Origin of the sequence: Achromobacter spanius (assembly GCF_002966795.1) — a bacterium.
Lineage (GTDB): Bacteria > Pseudomonadota > Gammaproteobacteria > Burkholderiales > Burkholderiaceae_B > Achromobacter > Achromobacter spanius_D.
Genome location: NZ_CP023270.1, coordinates 2,719,295 through 2,734,793 on the forward strand (window position 1 = coordinate 2,719,295; position 15,499 = coordinate 2,734,793).

General features: G+C 66.9%; 13 protein-coding genes. 5 read left to right on the forward strand and 8 right to left on the reverse strand.

From position 1 onward, the window contains the following. The first annotated feature begins 266 nt into the window (after window positions 1-266). Window positions 267-2,720 (forward strand): mechanosensitive ion channel domain-containing protein, encoded by a 2,454-nt coding sequence (locus CLM73_RS12175; protein ID WP_105238657.1) that lies wholly within the window; start codon window positions 267-269, stop codon window positions 2,718-2,720. A gap of 91 nt (window positions 2,721-2,811) precedes the next feature. On the opposite strand, the gene CLM73_RS12180 is transcribed toward CLM73_RS12175, so the two are convergent. Next, a complete protein-coding gene (locus tag CLM73_RS12180) occupies window positions 2,812-3,516 on the reverse strand; it encodes a hypothetical protein (RefSeq protein ID WP_105238658.1) in 705 nt (234 codons plus the stop codon). A gap of 117 nt (window positions 3,517-3,633) precedes the next feature. Here CLM73_RS12180 and CLM73_RS12185 point away from each other — a divergent pair, with 117 nt between their 5' ends. From CLM73_RS12185 to CLM73_RS12195, 3 genes are all read left to right on the forward strand, one after another. Continuing rightward, window positions 3,634-4,383, forward strand: a complete 750-nt coding sequence (locus CLM73_RS12185; RefSeq protein ID WP_234015859.1) for a hypothetical protein — start codon at window positions 3,634-3,636, stop codon at window positions 4,381-4,383. Window positions 4,384-4,524: 141 nt separating this feature from the next. Next, window positions 4,525-5,481, forward strand: coding sequence for an alpha/beta fold hydrolase (locus CLM73_RS12190; RefSeq protein ID WP_105238660.1), 957 nt, complete (start codon window positions 4,525-4,527; stop codon window positions 5,479-5,481). Window positions 5,482-5,561: 80 nt separating this feature from the next. Further along, window positions 5,562-6,476 carry an MBL fold metallo-hydrolase gene (locus CLM73_RS12195; RefSeq protein ID WP_105238661.1) on the forward strand — a complete coding sequence of 305 codons (915 nt, stop codon included), beginning with the start codon at window positions 5,562-5,564 and terminating at the stop codon, window positions 6,474-6,476. Here the strand turns inward: CLM73_RS12195 and CLM73_RS12200 are convergent. From CLM73_RS12200 to CLM73_RS12230, 7 genes are all read right to left on the reverse strand, one after another. Further along, window positions 6,460-7,860 (reverse strand): M20 family metallopeptidase, encoded by a 1,401-nt coding sequence (locus tag CLM73_RS12200; RefSeq protein WP_105238662.1) that lies wholly within the window; start codon window positions 7,858-7,860, stop codon window positions 6,460-6,462. The two genes, CLM73_RS12195 and CLM73_RS12200, sit on opposite strands and share 17 nt — an antisense overlap. After that, a complete protein-coding gene (locus CLM73_RS12205; protein ID WP_105238663.1) occupies window positions 7,857-8,837 on the reverse strand; it encodes an ABC transporter ATP-binding protein in 981 nt (326 codons plus the stop codon). Before CLM73_RS12205 ends, CLM73_RS12200 begins: the two co-directional genes overlap by 4 nt. Further along, window positions 8,834-9,823 carry an ABC transporter ATP-binding protein gene (locus CLM73_RS12210; RefSeq protein WP_105238664.1) on the reverse strand — a complete coding sequence of 330 codons (990 nt, stop codon included), beginning with the start codon at window positions 9,821-9,823 and terminating at the stop codon, window positions 8,834-8,836. The genes CLM73_RS12205 and CLM73_RS12210 overlap by 4 nt, the downstream gene beginning before the upstream one ends. A 2-nt stretch (window positions 9,824-9,825) precedes the next feature. Beyond that, window positions 9,826-10,734 carry an ABC transporter permease gene (locus CLM73_RS12215; RefSeq protein ID WP_105238665.1) on the reverse strand — a complete coding sequence of 303 codons (909 nt, stop codon included), beginning with the start codon at window positions 10,732-10,734 and terminating at the stop codon, window positions 9,826-9,828. A gap of 1 nt (window position 10,735) precedes the next feature. Next, a complete protein-coding gene (locus CLM73_RS12220; RefSeq protein ID WP_056560526.1) occupies window positions 10,736-11,653 on the reverse strand; it encodes an ABC transporter permease in 918 nt (305 codons plus the stop codon). Window positions 11,654-11,716: 63 nt separating this feature from the next. Continuing rightward, on the reverse strand, window positions 11,717-13,303 hold the full coding sequence (locus CLM73_RS12225; RefSeq protein WP_105238666.1) for an ABC transporter substrate-binding protein: 1,587 nt from the start codon (window positions 13,301-13,303) through the stop codon (window positions 11,717-11,719). Between the two features lie 23 nt (window positions 13,304-13,326). Further along, entirely contained in the window at window positions 13,327-14,085 is a 759-nt protein-coding gene (locus CLM73_RS12230) for a GntR family transcriptional regulator (RefSeq protein ID WP_105238667.1), read from the reverse strand. Window positions 14,086-14,284: 199 nt separating this feature from the next. Between CLM73_RS12230 and CLM73_RS12235 the strand changes: the two genes are divergently transcribed. Beyond that, on the forward strand, window positions 14,285-15,481 hold the full coding sequence (locus CLM73_RS12235) for a pyridoxal-phosphate-dependent aminotransferase family protein (RefSeq protein ID WP_105241488.1): 1,197 nt from the start codon (window positions 14,285-14,287) through the stop codon (window positions 15,479-15,481). Window positions 15,482-15,499 lie beyond the last annotated feature (18 nt).

Here is a 15,499-nt window from a genome sequence, read left to right on the forward strand (position 1 = left end):
TTGTTTATTGCTTCCAGCGATAAGGCCAGGCCACTGATAAAGGGGACAGACCATGGGCTTTATCATGTGGCCATCGCCCAAGCCGCGACCCCAAGTCGCCGGCTCCTTTTTTTATCCGGCGTCCATGCCCTGATCGCACAGGAGATTTATTAGTGGTTCGATCCGCAACGACAGCATCCCGATCCCTTCCATCCCGCCACCATGCCGCCGTTTCCTGGCGGCGCAGACGGGAAAGGCCCTGGCTGGCGGCCTGGCTGCTGGCGGCGATGCTGAGTTGTTTATCGTTCCTGTGGCATGCCCCGGCCATGGCGGCATTTCCATTGCTGACCCCGGCTGCGGCAGCTGAGCCGGCCCCCGCAGCCTCGACGCTGACGCCCGCCGCGCTGGCCGATTTGCTGGACAATCCCCAAGCACGCCAAGCCCTGATCGACCAGCTTCGTGCGCAGGCGGCGGGAGACAAACCTGCCACCCCCGGCGCCCCGCCATCCAAAACCACAGCGGCGAAGCCGACGCCCGCCACGCCGGCCGAGCCGACGTTGCAGGAGCGCATGGCCAACGGCGTTCAGCGGTTCCTGACCGGCGTCGCGGCCGACATGGGGCAGGGCGTTGACGACATGCGCGCGCTGGCCTCGGGCCAGAACCTGCGCATGGACAGCGGCGAGGCGCGCAGCGCATTGCTGCCGTTGGTACTGGCCGCCGCGGCGACCATCATCGCTTTCATCCTGCTTCGCATGATCGCCATGCGGATCTACACGCGGATCGACCATTGGGTGGCCGAGCACGGTTGCGAAACCGGCGCGGCGCCCGTGCGTGGCAAGCCGGCGTCGATGAAGGTGCTGACGCGCCGCGCAGGCGCCATTGTGGGTGCGCTGGCGATCGACGTTGCGGTCGTCTTGCTGGCCGCCATGGCGGGTGGCGCGGCGGCGTTGTGGAGCACGCCGGGGCGCGGCACGCTGGACGGGCTGGCCTCGCTGTTCCTGCAGGCTTTCGTCGCGGTGGAGATCGTGAAGGTGCTGATTCGCACGGTGTTTGCCGTGCGCCATCCGCATCTGCGCCTGTTGCCCATGTCGGACGAGCTGGCCAAATACTGGAACGCGTGGCTGGTGCGTATCGTGGCGGCGGCGGGGTACGGCACGCTGGTGGTCGGTCCCGTGATGGCGGCGGCGTTGTCGCCCGCATTGGGCCGGTTGACCACGATGCTCATCATGCTCGCGGTGTACGTCTACGCCGTGCGCGTCATCTGGCATAACCGGCATGCCGTGCGCGAACGCCTGGACCGCCGGGCCGCGGGCGCGGCCACATTCATGGGATCGCGGCTGCGGCTGCTGTCGCGCATCTGGCATGTGCTGGGCATCGTCTACTTCACGATCCTGTTGGTCGTCAGCCAGGTCGACCCGACCGACGCGTTGCCGTTCATGGCCCGCGCCACGGCGCAGACGCTGCTGGTCATCGGCGTGGGCAGCCTGCTGATCCTGCTGCTGAACGCGGTGCTGGCCAAGCCGATCCGCCTGTCGGACGACCTGCGGCGGCGCCTGCCGCTGCTGGAGGCGCGCGTCAACGCCTACGTGCCGGCCGCACTGAAAGTGGTGGGCTGGATCATCCGCATCGTCATCGTGCTGCTGATCCTGGACGCGTGGCGGGCGTTCGACCTGTCGCGCTGGCTGGCTTCGGATGCCGGCGCGGCCGCGATCAAGGTGGTGCTGAACATCGTCATCGTGCTGCTGATCGCGATGCTGGCCTGGACCGTGATCGCCAGCATCATCGAACACCGCCTGAGCCAGAGCGAAGAACGGGGCATGCCCAGCGCGCGCGAGCGCACGTTGCTGGCGCTGTTCCGCAACGCCGCGCTGATCGTCATCGTGACGATGACGCTGATGGTGCTGCTGTCGCAGATCGGCATCGACGTCGGTCCGCTGATCGCGGGCGCCGGCGTCGTGGGCTTGGCCATCGGCTTTGGCGCGCAGAAGCTGGTGCAGGACATCATCACCGGCGTCTTCATCCAGCTTGAGAACGGGATGAACGAAAACGATGTGGTGCAAGTAGCGGGCGTTTTCGGCACGGTCGAGAAGATGACCATCCGCTCGGTCGGCATCCGCACGCTGGACGGCGGCTACCATCTGGTGCCGTTCTCGTCGGTGGACGTGGTGGCCAACCACATGCGCGACTTCTCTTATCACCTGGGCGAATACACCATCGCGCACCGCGAAAGCGTGGACGACGCCATCGAGCATCTGCGTGCGGCGTTTGCCGAGCTGATGACCGATTCGGTGCTCGGACCCGAGATTCTGGAAGACATGACGGTGGCGGGCGTCACGGCGGTGAACGACAAGGGCGTGACCATCCGCATCCTCATCAAGACCACGCCCGGCATGCAGTGGGCGGTGCAGCGCGGCTACAACCGCCTGCTCAAGAAGCACTTCGACGCCGCGGGCATCGAGCTGCCGTACCCGCACACGGTGGTCTACTTCGGGCAGGACAAGCGCGGCTTCGCGCCTGCTGCCAACGTGCACGTGCAGGCCGAGCGTTCGGACGAGGGCGACAGCGCGCGCGCCGCGGGCCATACGCGCCGCCGCCTGAAGCCGGAAGCCAGCAACGAGGATTCGGCCGAGGTGCTGGGTAATGAGCTGGAGGCACGGGCAGAGGCGGAAGCGGAGGCCGGAGCAGGGGCCACAGCAGAGGCCGAAGCCGAACCGGCCCGGACGGAACCCCGCCGCAGCTGAACACGGCGGCGAAAACTGACGCTGGGCGCCGCCTGCGTGGCGGCCGCCTTCACGCCCGCAAGGGCGGGCGCGCAGGATTGGCGTGAACGGCTTATCGGCCCGTCTGCACGCCCGCGGCGTTCAGGCGTTCCGTGACGGCCGCGTAGCCGACGCGCGTCATGTTGGTCTTGCGGATCGCCTGGTCGCAGGCCTTGCGGTCGTCTGGGCAGCCGGCCTTGGCGGGCATGTCGCCCGCCACCACGAAGTAGTCGATCACGAACTTGGCCACGTACTTCTTCGCGGGCTTGCCTTGCAGGAATGCGGCGATGTCAGCGCGAAAGTCCGCAACGGTCTTCTCGGCGACGGGCGTCCAGTTCTGGCACTGCGAGAACGTGGCGACGCCATCGGCAAAGGCGAGCTTGGCGCAGGTCAGCATCAGCGCGTCTGCGGGCTTGGCGCCTGCGGGCAGCGCGGCGCGGACCGTGGCCCCGCGCGTGCCGGCGAACGTCACAACGCCGGCCTTCACCGCCGCCGCGTCGATCGTCACCTTGAATACGAAAGGCTCTTCGACCACGGCCGGCGCCTTGTCCGTCGGCCCCTTGGCGTACACATCCGAGATGTCTGCGGGGTCCACACGCGATATGTCCATCATCCGGCCCAGCAGGCGCCAATCGGCCCGGAGCAGCGCATCGTGCTCTTCGCGTATGCCGTATTCGAGCACGGCCCGTTCGATCTCGGTGGGTGTGTACGCGGCGTGGGCCAGCGTGGGCAGCAGGGCGGTGGCAAAGGCAGCAAATGCGACGGGAAGCGACTTCATGAAGACTCGGCGATAAGAAAAGGTCCGCAAGGGTAACCGAGATGCGCGACATGAGATCGGGTGAATAAGCGGCTTGCGGTATAAACGAGCACCATCATTTCTGAGCAAGGGAGTCTCGTGTCCAGCACACTCGGAGCAGGTCGTTTCATCGCCGCGACCGTCGGCGCCATCAGGCAGCACGGCCGCACCATGCTGGCCGCCGCGCCCTGGTCGTTGGCGGTGTTCACGCTGACGTTGCCGTTCGCGCTGATGACGTCCCGGTTGTATGGGCTGGTGGATTGGCTGATCCTTGTGCTGGCGCTTGTCTGTCTGATTTCGTTCGCGCGCACGACGTACGCCTGGCATCGGGTCATTCTGCTTGGCGAGAGCGCGCATGCGGCTGCGCCGCGTGGCGGCAGCCCGGAGGCCCGGCATCTGGTGCTGCTGGGCGGGCTGACCATTGCCGTCATGGCGCTTGCCCGCGCCACCGGCGATCTGCCGTATGTGCTGTACATGCTGATGGGTGGGGCCAAAGAACCGCTGTTCTACGGCGTGCTGATTGTGTTGCTGGTGGTGGTGTGGGTGCCGGTGTTGTACGGATTGGCTGTCTACGGACTCTGCCTGCCTCGCGCTGTGGTCACGGGCGCGTATGGCTTTGGCGAGGCGCGCGCCGCGATGCGTTATCCGCGCTGGCCGTTGATGCTGGGGTTTCTTGTGTTGCTGATCCTGGCTGCGCATGCCACCAATGATCTGCTTCCGCTGATGTATGACTACGTGGGCGTGCAGGCGCTGCAGGGCGTGTTGAGCGCGGTGGCGTGCGTGGCCATGACTTTCGTGCTGACGGCGATGATCGCCGTGGCGTATCGGGATTCGGCGCTGCCCGAATAGCGCCTGTCCCGCGCACGCCGGCAACCTCCAGCCGGCATTGGTGCGCATCGCACAACATCGTGCTTCCCGCGCCGTGTCTACCGCGCTTGCGGGCCCAGACCTACGATGCCCTCACTGTCTCTTCCGACCTTGAGGATTCCCATGAACGACTCGTACAACGCCGCCCGGCGCACGCTGCTTGCCGGCAGCGCGCTCCTGGCTGGCAGCGCCTTTGCCATCGGCGCACAAGCAGCCCCGCAGCGCAATTCCCAACCCCAACGGAGCACTCCCATGAACAGCAACACCTTCGTCACCAAAGACGGCACGACGCTGTACTACAAGGACTGGGGCGCCGGCCCGGTCGTCACGTTCTCGCACGGCTGGCCGCTTAACGCGGATGCGTGGGACGGGCAACTGCACTTCCTGGCGCGCAACGGCTTTCGCGTGATTGCGCATGACCGCCGCGGCCATGGGCGTTCGTCGCAGCCGTCAAACGGTAATGACATGGACACGTACGCCGACGATCTGGCGCAGCTGATCGAGGCGCTGGACGTGAAGAACATCGCGATGGTGGGCCACTCCACCGGCGGCGGTGAAGTGGCGCGCTATATCGGCCGCCACGGCACGAAGCGCGTGTCGCGCGCCGTGCTGATCGGGGCGGTGCCGCCGGTGATGCTGAAGTCGGCTGCCAATCCGGAAGGCCTGCCGCTGTCGGTGTTCGACGGCATCCGCGACGGCGTGGCGGGCGACCGCTCGCAGTTCTACAAGGAGTTGGCCGTGCCGTTCTACGGCGCCAATCGCCCGGGTTCGACGGTGTCGCAGGGCCAGCTGGACCAGTTCTGGCTGTGGAGCATGCAGAGCGGCCAGAAGAACGCGTACGAGTGCGTCAAGGCCTTCTCGGAGACGGACTTCACCGAAGACCTGAAGAAGATCGACGTGCCCACGCTGTTCATGCACGGCGAAGACGACCAGATCGTGCCGATCCATGACTCGGCCAAGAAGGCCGTGCGCCTGGTGAAAAACGGGCAGGCGATCTACTACCCGGGCGCCCCGCACGGCCTGACGGCCACCATGCAGGACCGCATCAACGCCGATCTGCTGGCTTTCCTGCGCGGCTGACGCGCGCGCCGCTATGCAACCACCCGGCGCGAGGGCGCCGGTTTCCGGCCGGCCCATCCGGCCTTCAAGGAGATTCCGCCATGTTTACCGCAGACACTTTGGACCCCATTACCCACCAGGCCATCGATCTGGTGCCGTCCCGTTACGCCGTGCAGGTGGGCGACATCGATGCGTTGGTCGTCAGCGACGGCGTGCTGCCGCTGCCCACGTCGACGATGGCGACCAACGCCGATCCGGCCGACCTGGCCAACTGGCTCGACCACATGTTCATGCCGCCGGACGCCTTCGATTGGCCGCTGAACGTAATGGTGGCGCGCAGCGGCGATCAGACCATCCTTATTGACGCGGGGCTGGGCGGCCAGTTCTCGGGCTTTCCGCGCGCGGGCCAGTTTCCGCAGCGCCTGCAGTCGGCCGGCATTCCGCTGGAGACCGTGACGGACGTCATCATCACGCACATGCACATGGACCACGTGGGTGGCCTGCTGGTCCCTGGCGTGAAGGAGCGCCTGCGCAAGGACGTGCGCATCCACGTCAATGCGACCGAAGTCGCGTTCTGGACCTCGCCGGACTTTTCGCAGACGGTCATGCCCAAGCCGGTTCCCGCCGTGCTGCGCTCGACGGCGACCAGCTTCTACGAGACGTACCGCGACCAGATCCAGGTCTTCGAGGATCGCAAGGAAGTGGCGCCCGGCGTGATCGTGCGCCTGACGGGCGGGCACACGCCCGGCCACTGTGTCGTGGACCTGGTCTCCGGCGGCGAGCGCCTGATGTTCGCGGGCGATGCGATCTTCCCGGTGGGCTTTGACCATCCGGAATGGCACAACGGCTTCGAGCACGACCCCGAGGAGTCGGCCCGTGTGCGCGTCGCGCTGTTCCGCGAGCTGGCGGGAAACAAAGGCCTGCTCGTGGCGGCGCATCTGCCGTTCCCGTCAGTGGGCCGCGTCGCCGTGGATGGCGATGCGTTCCGCTGGGTGCCGGTCATCTGGGACTTCTGATCTCCGGCGTGCCGCCCGCGCCCAGGTCCCAGTACAGCCCGGTCATCAACCCGAGCGCCTGCCGCAGCAGTTCCGGCGGCAGGTGCTCGTTGGGCGCGTGCTGCGAGCAGCCGGGGTAGGAGTGCGGCACCCAGATCGTGCGCAGGCCCAGCACGTCGGTGAAGATGTCGTTGGGCAGCGAGCCGCCCAGGTTGGGCAGCAGCGCGGTCTTTTCACCCGAGGTGCGTTCCAGCGAGTCCACGGCCCAGCGCACCCAGGCGTCGTCCGGGTCGATGCGGGTCGCGCGGAACATGGATTCGCGCGTCAGCGAGATCTGCACCATCGGAAAGCCGTGGCTGTCCAGGTGGCGGCGCAGCGCGGGAATCAGATCGTCCGGGTCCACGCCCACCACAAAGCGCAACTGGCAGCGCGCCCACGCGCGGGGCGGGATGGCGTTGACGGGCGTGTCGGGGTTGCCGGTCTTGTAGGCCAGCACCTCGAACGAACACCAGCCGAACACGCGCTCGGCGGGCGACAGGCCGGGCTCGCCCCAATCGGGTTCGATCTCGGGGCCGTCCGTGCCGCCGTCGACCTGGCAGTCGGCCAGCGCGCGCCGCACGGCAGGCGGCAGTTCCTTCGGCACCCATTCCGGGATGCGGATCTGGCCCACGGGCGAGGCGATGCTGGCGATTGCGTGGGCCAATTGCAGCCCCGGGTTGGAGATCAGTCCGCCCCAATTGCCGGAATGATGGCCCCCGGCGCGCGCCTCGATCGTGAGGTCGAAGTTCAAGCTGCCGCGCGCGCCCAGGAAGATGGTCGGACGGTTGGCGCTCAGGCGCGGGCCGTCCGAGGCGATCAGCAGGTCGGCCGCCAGCAGGTCGCGATGTTCGGTGCACAGTTCGCGCAGGCCCATCGAGCCGGTTTCCTCGCCCATCTCGATCAGGTATTTGGCATTGAAGCCCAGCTTGCCGCGCGTCTCCAGCACCAGCCGCAGCGCCTCCATGTTGATGGTGTGCTGGCCCTTGTTGTCGGCGATGCCGCGGCCGTACCAGCGGCCCTCGGCCTCGGTCAGCGCCCACGGCGACAGGCCTTCCTTCCATTCGCGTTCCAGGCCGCGAATCACATCGCCGTGGCCGTAGCCCAGCACCGTGGGCAGGGCCGGATCCTCGATCCGCTCGGCGTACAGGAACGGCGCCAGCGCTTTCGGGTGCGTGAGCGTGCGGCAGGTGAAGCCCAGCGCTTCGAACGCCGGGCGGATCTCGGCCTCAAGGTAATCCGCCAGCACGGCGGCGCGTTCGGGGTTCTGGCTCTCGGTGGGCAGCGCCAGGCGGCGCGCCAACAGTGCGCGGAAGGCGCCGGAATCAAAGCAGTGTTCCGCCTGGGCGATGGCTTGTGCGCGGGTCATGGCTGGGTGGCTCCATTGGAAGTCGATGGGACGGGCGGATAGAGGTGGCACGCGACCAGCGCGCCTTCCCGCACGGTCAATGCGGGCCGTTCGGTCTTGCATTGCGCCATCGCGTGTTGGCAGCGCGGATGGAACGGGCAGCCGGACGGCGGATGCAGCGGGTCGGGAAACGACAGGCCCAGCCCCATGTCTGGGATGCCCAGCCCGGGCTCGGGCGTCAGCACGGATGCCAGCAGCGCCTGCGTGTAGGGATGGCGCGGGTCGTGAAACAGCCGGGCGGTGGGCGCGGATTCCACCACGCGGCCCAGGTACATCACGGCCACGTGGGTGGCGATGTGCTCGACCACCGCCAGGTTGTGGCTGATGAACACATACGTCAGATTGAAGTCGCGCCGCAGGTCCATCAGCAGATTCATGATCTGCGCCTGCACCGACACGTCCAGCGCGGACGTGGGTTCGTCGCAGATGACGAGCTCGGGCTGCATCACCAGCGCGCGGGCAATGGCGACGCGCTGGCGCTGGCCGCCGGACAATTGGCCGGGCGTGTTGTGGGCCAGGCGCGGCGGCAGGCCCACGCGCTCCAGCATGTCGATCGCCTTGTGCATCTTGGGATTGGGGATGCCGTGCACCTCCAGCGGCAGCGACACGATCGAGGCAATGGAGCGGCGCGGATTCAGCGACGAGTACGGGTCCTGGAAGATGGGCTGCACGCGGCGGGCGAGGGCGCGCCGGTCCATCTGCCGGATGTCCTGGCCGTCGAGGCGGATGGCGCCTTCGGTCGGCGGCGTCAGCCCCAGCAGCATGCGCGCCAGGGTGGACTTGCCGCAGCCGGATTCGCCCACGATGCCCAGCACCGCGCCCCGGTCAACCGCCAGGTCCACGCCATTGACCGCGTGCAGCGTGGACCGCGGGCGGAACATCCCCGCGCGCACCGTGAATTGGCGGCTGACGCCATCGGCTTGCAGCAGCGCGCTCATGCCGGCACTCCTTCGGCGCTGAGGATGCAGCGCCATTGCTGGCCAGTCGCCTGGCCGTGGACGGGGACGGCCTGCCGGCATTGCGGCTGCGCGTAGCGGCAGCGGTCGGCGAAGGCGCAGCCGCGCAAGTCGCCTACCAGCGACGGCACGACGCCGGGAATGGTGCCCAGCGCCTCGCCCGGCGCCGTGCGGCCGGGCACGGGGATACAGCCCAGCAGCCCTTGTGTGTAGGGATGATGCGGTGTGGCGAAGATGTCAGCCACGGGGCCTTCCTCGACGATCTGCCCCGCATACATCACGGCCACCTGCCGCGCGATGCGCGCAACCACGCCCAGATCGTGCGTGATCAGCACCATCGCGATGCCCAGTTCCGCCTGCAAGTCGGCCAGCAGCCGCAGGATCTGCGCCTGGATCGTGACGTCCAGCGCGGTGCTGGGCTCGTCGGCGATCAGCAGTTCGGGGCCGCACATGAGCGCCATCGCGATCATCACGCGCTGGCGCAGCCCGCCGGACAACTGATGCGGATATTGCCCCAGCCGCTGGCCGGCCGACGCGATGCCGACCTTTTCCAGCAGCTCCACTGCGCGGTCCCGCGCCTGCTGGCTGCTCGCCTTGCAATGATGGATGTAGTGTTCGGTGAGCTGTTCGCCGATGGCGTAGGCGGGGTTGAGCGCCGTCATGGGCTCTTGAAAGATCATCGCCATCTTGCTGCCGCGCAGCGCGTTGACGCGCCGCCCGCGTGCCTTGGACAGGTCTTCGCCCAGCACGGCCAGCCGGCGCGTGCTGCGCCGGGCGGCCTTGGGCAAGAGACCCATGATGGCCAGCGAGGTCATGGACTTGCCGCAGCCCGATTCCCCCACGAGGCACAGCGTTTCGCCGCGCTTGACCTGGAATGACACGTCGCGCACCGCGTGCAGCGGCCCGCGTGGCGTGGCGATGTCGACGGTCAGGCCCTGGACGTCCAGGACGATATCGGTGCCGTTCATGCTCAGGCCCTCTCTTCAGGCGTCAGGAGTTGATGCAGTCCGTCGCCGGCCAGGTTGATCGCGAAGATCAGCAGCGCCAGCGCCGACCCGGGTATGGCGATCAGCCAGAACGAGAAGAACATGTAGGCCTTGGCTTCCGAGATCATCAATCCCCACGACGGCAGCGGCGGCTGCACGCCCAGGCCCAGGAAGGACAGCGAGGCTTCCAGCAGGATCGCGCTGGCGGCTTCCAGCGTGGCAATCACGATGAGCTGCGGCACGACGTTGGGCAGGACCTCGCCCCAGACGATGCGCCAGGTGCTGGCGCCCGCGGCCTGCGCGGCGGCCACGTATTCCAGCGAGCGCACCTGCTGGGTGGCGCTGCGCATCACGACGGCGTAGCGGTCCCACTTGAGCAGGCCCAGCACCAGAATCACCACCCACAGCGAGCCGCCGACGATCGCCACGGTGGCCAGCGCCACCAGGATCACGGGCATGGACAGCCGCGTGGTGATGAGGAACGACACGGCCATGTCGACCTTGCCGCCGAAGTAGCCGGCCGCCATGCCCATCGCCGTGCCGATGAGGCCCGAAATGAGCGCGACGCTGATGCCGATCAGCAGCGAGATGCGCGCCCCGTAGAACAGGCGCGACAGGTAGTCGCGTCCCAACTGGTCGGTGCCCAGCGGATGCAGCCAGGTGCCTTTCTCGTACCAGACAGGCGGGACGGTGCGGTTGGCGAGGTCCTGGTAATAGGGATCGTGCGGCGAGATCCACGGCGCCAGCAGCGCAATCAGCACGATGACGAAGAGGATGCCGCCGCCGGCCAGTAGCGCCTTGTTGCGCCGCAGGCGGCGCCAGCGCAGCGTGGACGCGGATAGTTCCAGCGGGGCCGCGGCGGGAGTGGCGGGTGTGAGCGTAGGCGTGTTCATGTCAGGACACCCGGATGCGCGGATCGAGCCACGCGTTGGCCACGTCGGCGGCAAGCGTCAGCAGCACGTACAGCACCGACAGCAGCAGCACGATCAGCTGCATGACCGGATAGTCCTTGTACGTGATGCTTTGGTAGGCCAGATACCCCAGGCCGTCCAGCGCGAAGATGGTCTCGATGACCACCGAGCCGCCCAGCAGGTAGCCCAACTGCACGGCGGCCAGCGCGACCACCGGCACGATGGCGTTGCGCAGCGCGTGCTTGAAGATGACCTTGCGCGCCGGCAGGCCCTTGGCCCGCGCGGTGCGGATGTAGTCGGCGCCCAGCACCTCGATCATGCCGGCGCGGATCAGGCGCATGAAGGCGGGCGCGACGTAGTAGCCCAGCGCGATGGCGGGCATGACGAAGTGCTGCCACGTGCCGCTGCCCGACACCGGCAGGATGCGCAGGGATATCGAGAACAGCATGATCAGGATCAGCGCGAAAAAGAAGTTCGGCAGCGCCTGGCCCAGCACGGCGATCGCCAGACAGACGCGGTCGATCAGGCTGCCCTTGTACAGCGCGGCCAGCACGCCCAGCGGGATCGAGATGAAGAGCGCAAAGGCGAGCGCCGCCATGCCCAGTTTCAACGTAGTCGCCAGCTTGGACAGGATCAGCGGCCCGGCCTCGGTCTTGAAGTACACCGAGGTGCCGAAGTCGCCCTGCAGGATGTGCCAGAGCCAGTCGGCATACTGGACGATGATCGGGCGGTCCAGCCCGTAGGTCTTGCGGATCATGTCGATGTCGGCCTGCCGCGCGCCTTCGCCGGCCAGCGCCAGCGCCGGGTCGCCCGACAGGTGCAGCAGCAGGAACGCCAGGATCGACACGGTCAGCGCCACCAGCGCCGCCAGGCCCAGGCGCCTCAGCGTGAAATAAAGCATAGGACTTCCTCTCTGTTCAGCAGCGCCGGGCGTTTGCAAAGCCCGCCCGGCGCGGACCTCGCCTTACTTCCAGCTCATGTCCCAGAAGCGCACCAGCTCGTCCGAGTAGGGCTTGAAGTTCACGTCCTTGGTGGCGACGTAGTAGGCGGGCAGCGTCCACAGCGGCACCGCGTAGGCCTTTTCCGCGATGATGTCCAGCGCCTCCTTGTAGGCGGCCTTGCGCGGCCCGGGTTCGATGGTGGTATCGCCCTTTTTCAGGAGGTCGCGCACCTTCGGGTCGCGGGTGATGTCGTCGCTGCCGAAGGCGAAGTACACCGGCGTGGACGCCGACACGTCGTTCACCAGGTTCGAGCCCCACGTCTGGTGCGTGAGCGACGCCTTGTTGGCGCGGATCATGTCGCGCATCGCGGCGTACTGCAGGAAATTCAGCTTGGCGCGGATGCCGACGGCCTGCAGGTAGTTGATGATGGCTTCGGTCTGGTTGCGCTCGCGGTACGCGACGATGTCGATGTCAAAGCCGTTGGGATAGCCCGCTTCGGCCAGCAGCTTCTTGGCCTGCGCGGGATCGTACTTGTAGGTCGGCGCGCCTTCCTGCGTGCAACCCACTTGCGACGGCGTGCAGATGGTGTTGATGAGCCCGCCGCCTTCGCCCACGATGTTCTTGAGCATCGCGTTGCGGTCGATGGCGTGGATGATCGCGCGGCGCACGCGCTCGTCCTTCAGTTGCGGCGCCGGCGTGCCTTCCAGGATGTTCATCTGCATGAACACGATGCGCATGGTGTTGCCGGTGACCATCTGCAGGTTCGGCATGCCGCCCAGCTGTTCGGCCTGGTCCTTGGGCACGCTCATGATCAGGTCTTCGCCGCCCGAGATGACTTCGGCCATCTGCGTCTGGCGGTCCGGGATGAAGCGGATGACGACCTTGCCGATCTTGGGCTGCGCCTTGGGCGAGTCCTTGAAGTAGTCGGCGTTGCGTTCCAGCGTGATGGACTTGCCGGGCTGGTAGTCGACGACCTTGTACGGCCCCGAGCCCACGGGCTTGGCGTTCATGCCCTTGGGGCCGACCTCCTGGTAGTACTTCGCCGGGTGGATGGCGACGGTGGTGGACAGATATTCCTTGGCGCCGGGGAAGGGCTCCTTGGTCGTCAGACGCACCTTGTACTTGTCGATTTTCTCGACCTTGTCGATCCACGACACGTTCTGCTGCGTGACCGCCTTGTTCTTCGGATCGGCCACGAAGTTCAGCGTGTAGACCACGGAGTCGGCGTCGAACTCCTCGCCGTTGTGGAATTTGACGCCTTCGCGCAGCTCGAATTCCATGGTCTTGTCGTCGACCTGTTTCCAGCTTTTTGCGAGCTGGCCCTTGTACTCGTTGGTGACGGGATCACGGTAGAGCAGGGTGTCCCACACGTTGGCGGCAATGATGACGCCGATGCGGACGTTGTTGAAGTACGGGTCGACGCTTTCCGGCGCCTGGTCGTAGGCCATGCGCAGGGTGTCGTCTTTCTTGCCGGCAAGCGCAGGCTGGGTGGCCAGCGCGGCGCAGGCAAGCAGGGCGGCGGCCAGCGCCTTGAGCGGGGTGGAACGGCGGGAGGACAGCGCAGGTGCAGCGGGTTGGATGCAGCAAGGTGTGAAGCGACAATCAGCCATGGTGAAGGCTCCTCTTGATGACACTACATGTGTTGCGTATCTATCGTCTCGCTCCGGCTCTTGAGCGCCGCGTCGCATTTGCGTTGCAGGTGCTGCCGCATGATGGCTGCCAGCCGGTCCGCGTCGCGCGCGGCAAGGGCCTCCGCCATTTCTATGTGTTCGCGCATCGCCAGATCCCACTTCTGGCGGTTCTCGTTCGAGACGAAGCGCAGATTCTGGATCCGCGCGTTCTGCGCGTCGTAAAGCTGTTTGAGCAAACTGTTGTGCGCCGCCAGGCTGATGCGTTCGTGTATCTCGCGGTTGACGCGAAAGTACGTCGGCAGGTCGTGGCGTGCGTGGCTGGCCATCATTTCGTAGGTCAGCGCGCGGATCTCGGCGATCTCGACATCCGTCGCGCGCTCGCACGCAAACCGGCACGACATGGCCTCCAGGCCGCCGATCACTTCGAAGGCCTCGCGGATGTTGGCTTCCGACAGCGCGACCACCTGAGCGCCGCGGTTGGGTTCGATCTGCACCAGGCCTTCGGCGGCCAGCACGCGGAACGCCTCGCGCAGCGGGGTGCGCGACACGCCAAGCAGGTCGCACAGCGCGCGTTCGTTCAACCGGGTGCCGGGCGGGAATTCGCCCTGGATGATGCGTTCGCGTAGCGATCCGGCCGCCGAACCCGCCAGCGTGCGTCCGTCGCCGGCGGCGCGGATGGCCGTCGGGGCGGAGTCGGGCAAGAGATCGGGCGAGGCAACAGCCTCGGCGTGATCCGGCGAGAAGCTAGGATCGCTGCGCATTGGTATACAAAAATTCCCCTTGTTTTCGCAGACTATAAACCCGTCTTTGCTGCGGTTTTGATGGGTGTATACCCTAGGTTATCGACGTAAAAACAATGGGATAGAGTGACGCATGCCGCAAGTCCGCCAGGCCGCCGAACGCTGCCTGACCGCCGCGCAAAGTGCCTTGGTATACAAACCGTCCACATTGGGGCCACGCATGCTCTCGCTGAACACCCACCCGTCCGGCCGGCATTTCCTGCAGATTCCCGGACCCACCAACGTGCCCGACCGGGTCCTGCGCGCCATCGACCTGCCCACCATCGACCACCGCGGACCCGAGTTCGGTGAGCTCGGCAAGGCGGTGCTGTCGGGCCTGAAACCGATCTTCCAGACCGAGTCGCCCGTCGTCATCTTCCCGGCGTCGGGCACCGGCGCGTGGGAGGCGGCGCTGGTCAATACGCTGTCGCCAGGCGACCGCGTGCTGATGGTCGAAACCGGCCACTTCGCCAGCCTGTGGCGCAAGCTGGCCGGGCGGCTGGGGCTGGAGGTGGACTACATCGAAGGCGACTGGCGTCATCCGGTCGATGCCGGCGTGATTGGCGCGCGGCTTGCGGAGGATTCGCAGCACCGCATCAAGGCAGTGTGCGTGGTGCACAACGAGACCTCCACGGGCGTCACCAGCGACATTGCCGCGGTGCGCGCCGCCATTGATCAGGCCGGTCATCCGGCGCTGTTGATGGTCGACACGATTTCTTCGCTGGGCTCCATCGACTACCGCCACGACGAATGGGGCGTGGACGTGACGGTGGCCGGTTCGCAGAAAGGGCTGATGCTGCCGCCGGGCCTGTCGTTCAACGCGGTGGGACCGCGCGCGCTGGCGGCGGCCGAGACCGCGCGTCTGCCGCGGTCGTACTGGGATTGGCGCGAGATGCTCGGGCCCAATGCGAAGGGCTATTTTCCGTACACGCCGTCGACCAATCTGCTGTACGGCTTGCATGAAGCGCTGGCCATGCTGGCGGCCGAAGGCCTGCCGCAGGTGTTCGCGCGCCACGAGCGCCATGCCCGCGCCACGCGGCTGGCGGTGGCGGGCTGGGGGCTGGAGCTGCTGAGCGCGGACCCGGCTGCGCATAGTCCGGCCTTGACCGCCGTGCTGATGCCCGAGGGCCACAGCGCCGACGCGTTGCGCAAGGTCATCCTGGATCGCTTCGATATGTCGCTGGGGCAGGGGCTGGGCAAGCTGTCCGACCGCATCTTCCGCATCGGCCATCTGGGCCACTTCAACGATCTGACGCTATGCGGCACGCTGGCGGGCGTGGAGATGGGGCTGGCCGCGGCCGGCGTTCCGCACCGCTCGGGCGGGTTGCAGGCGGCCATGGAATATTTGACCCGCGCGCCGGAACGTGCGGGGCAATGAACACACAACAACGAGGGA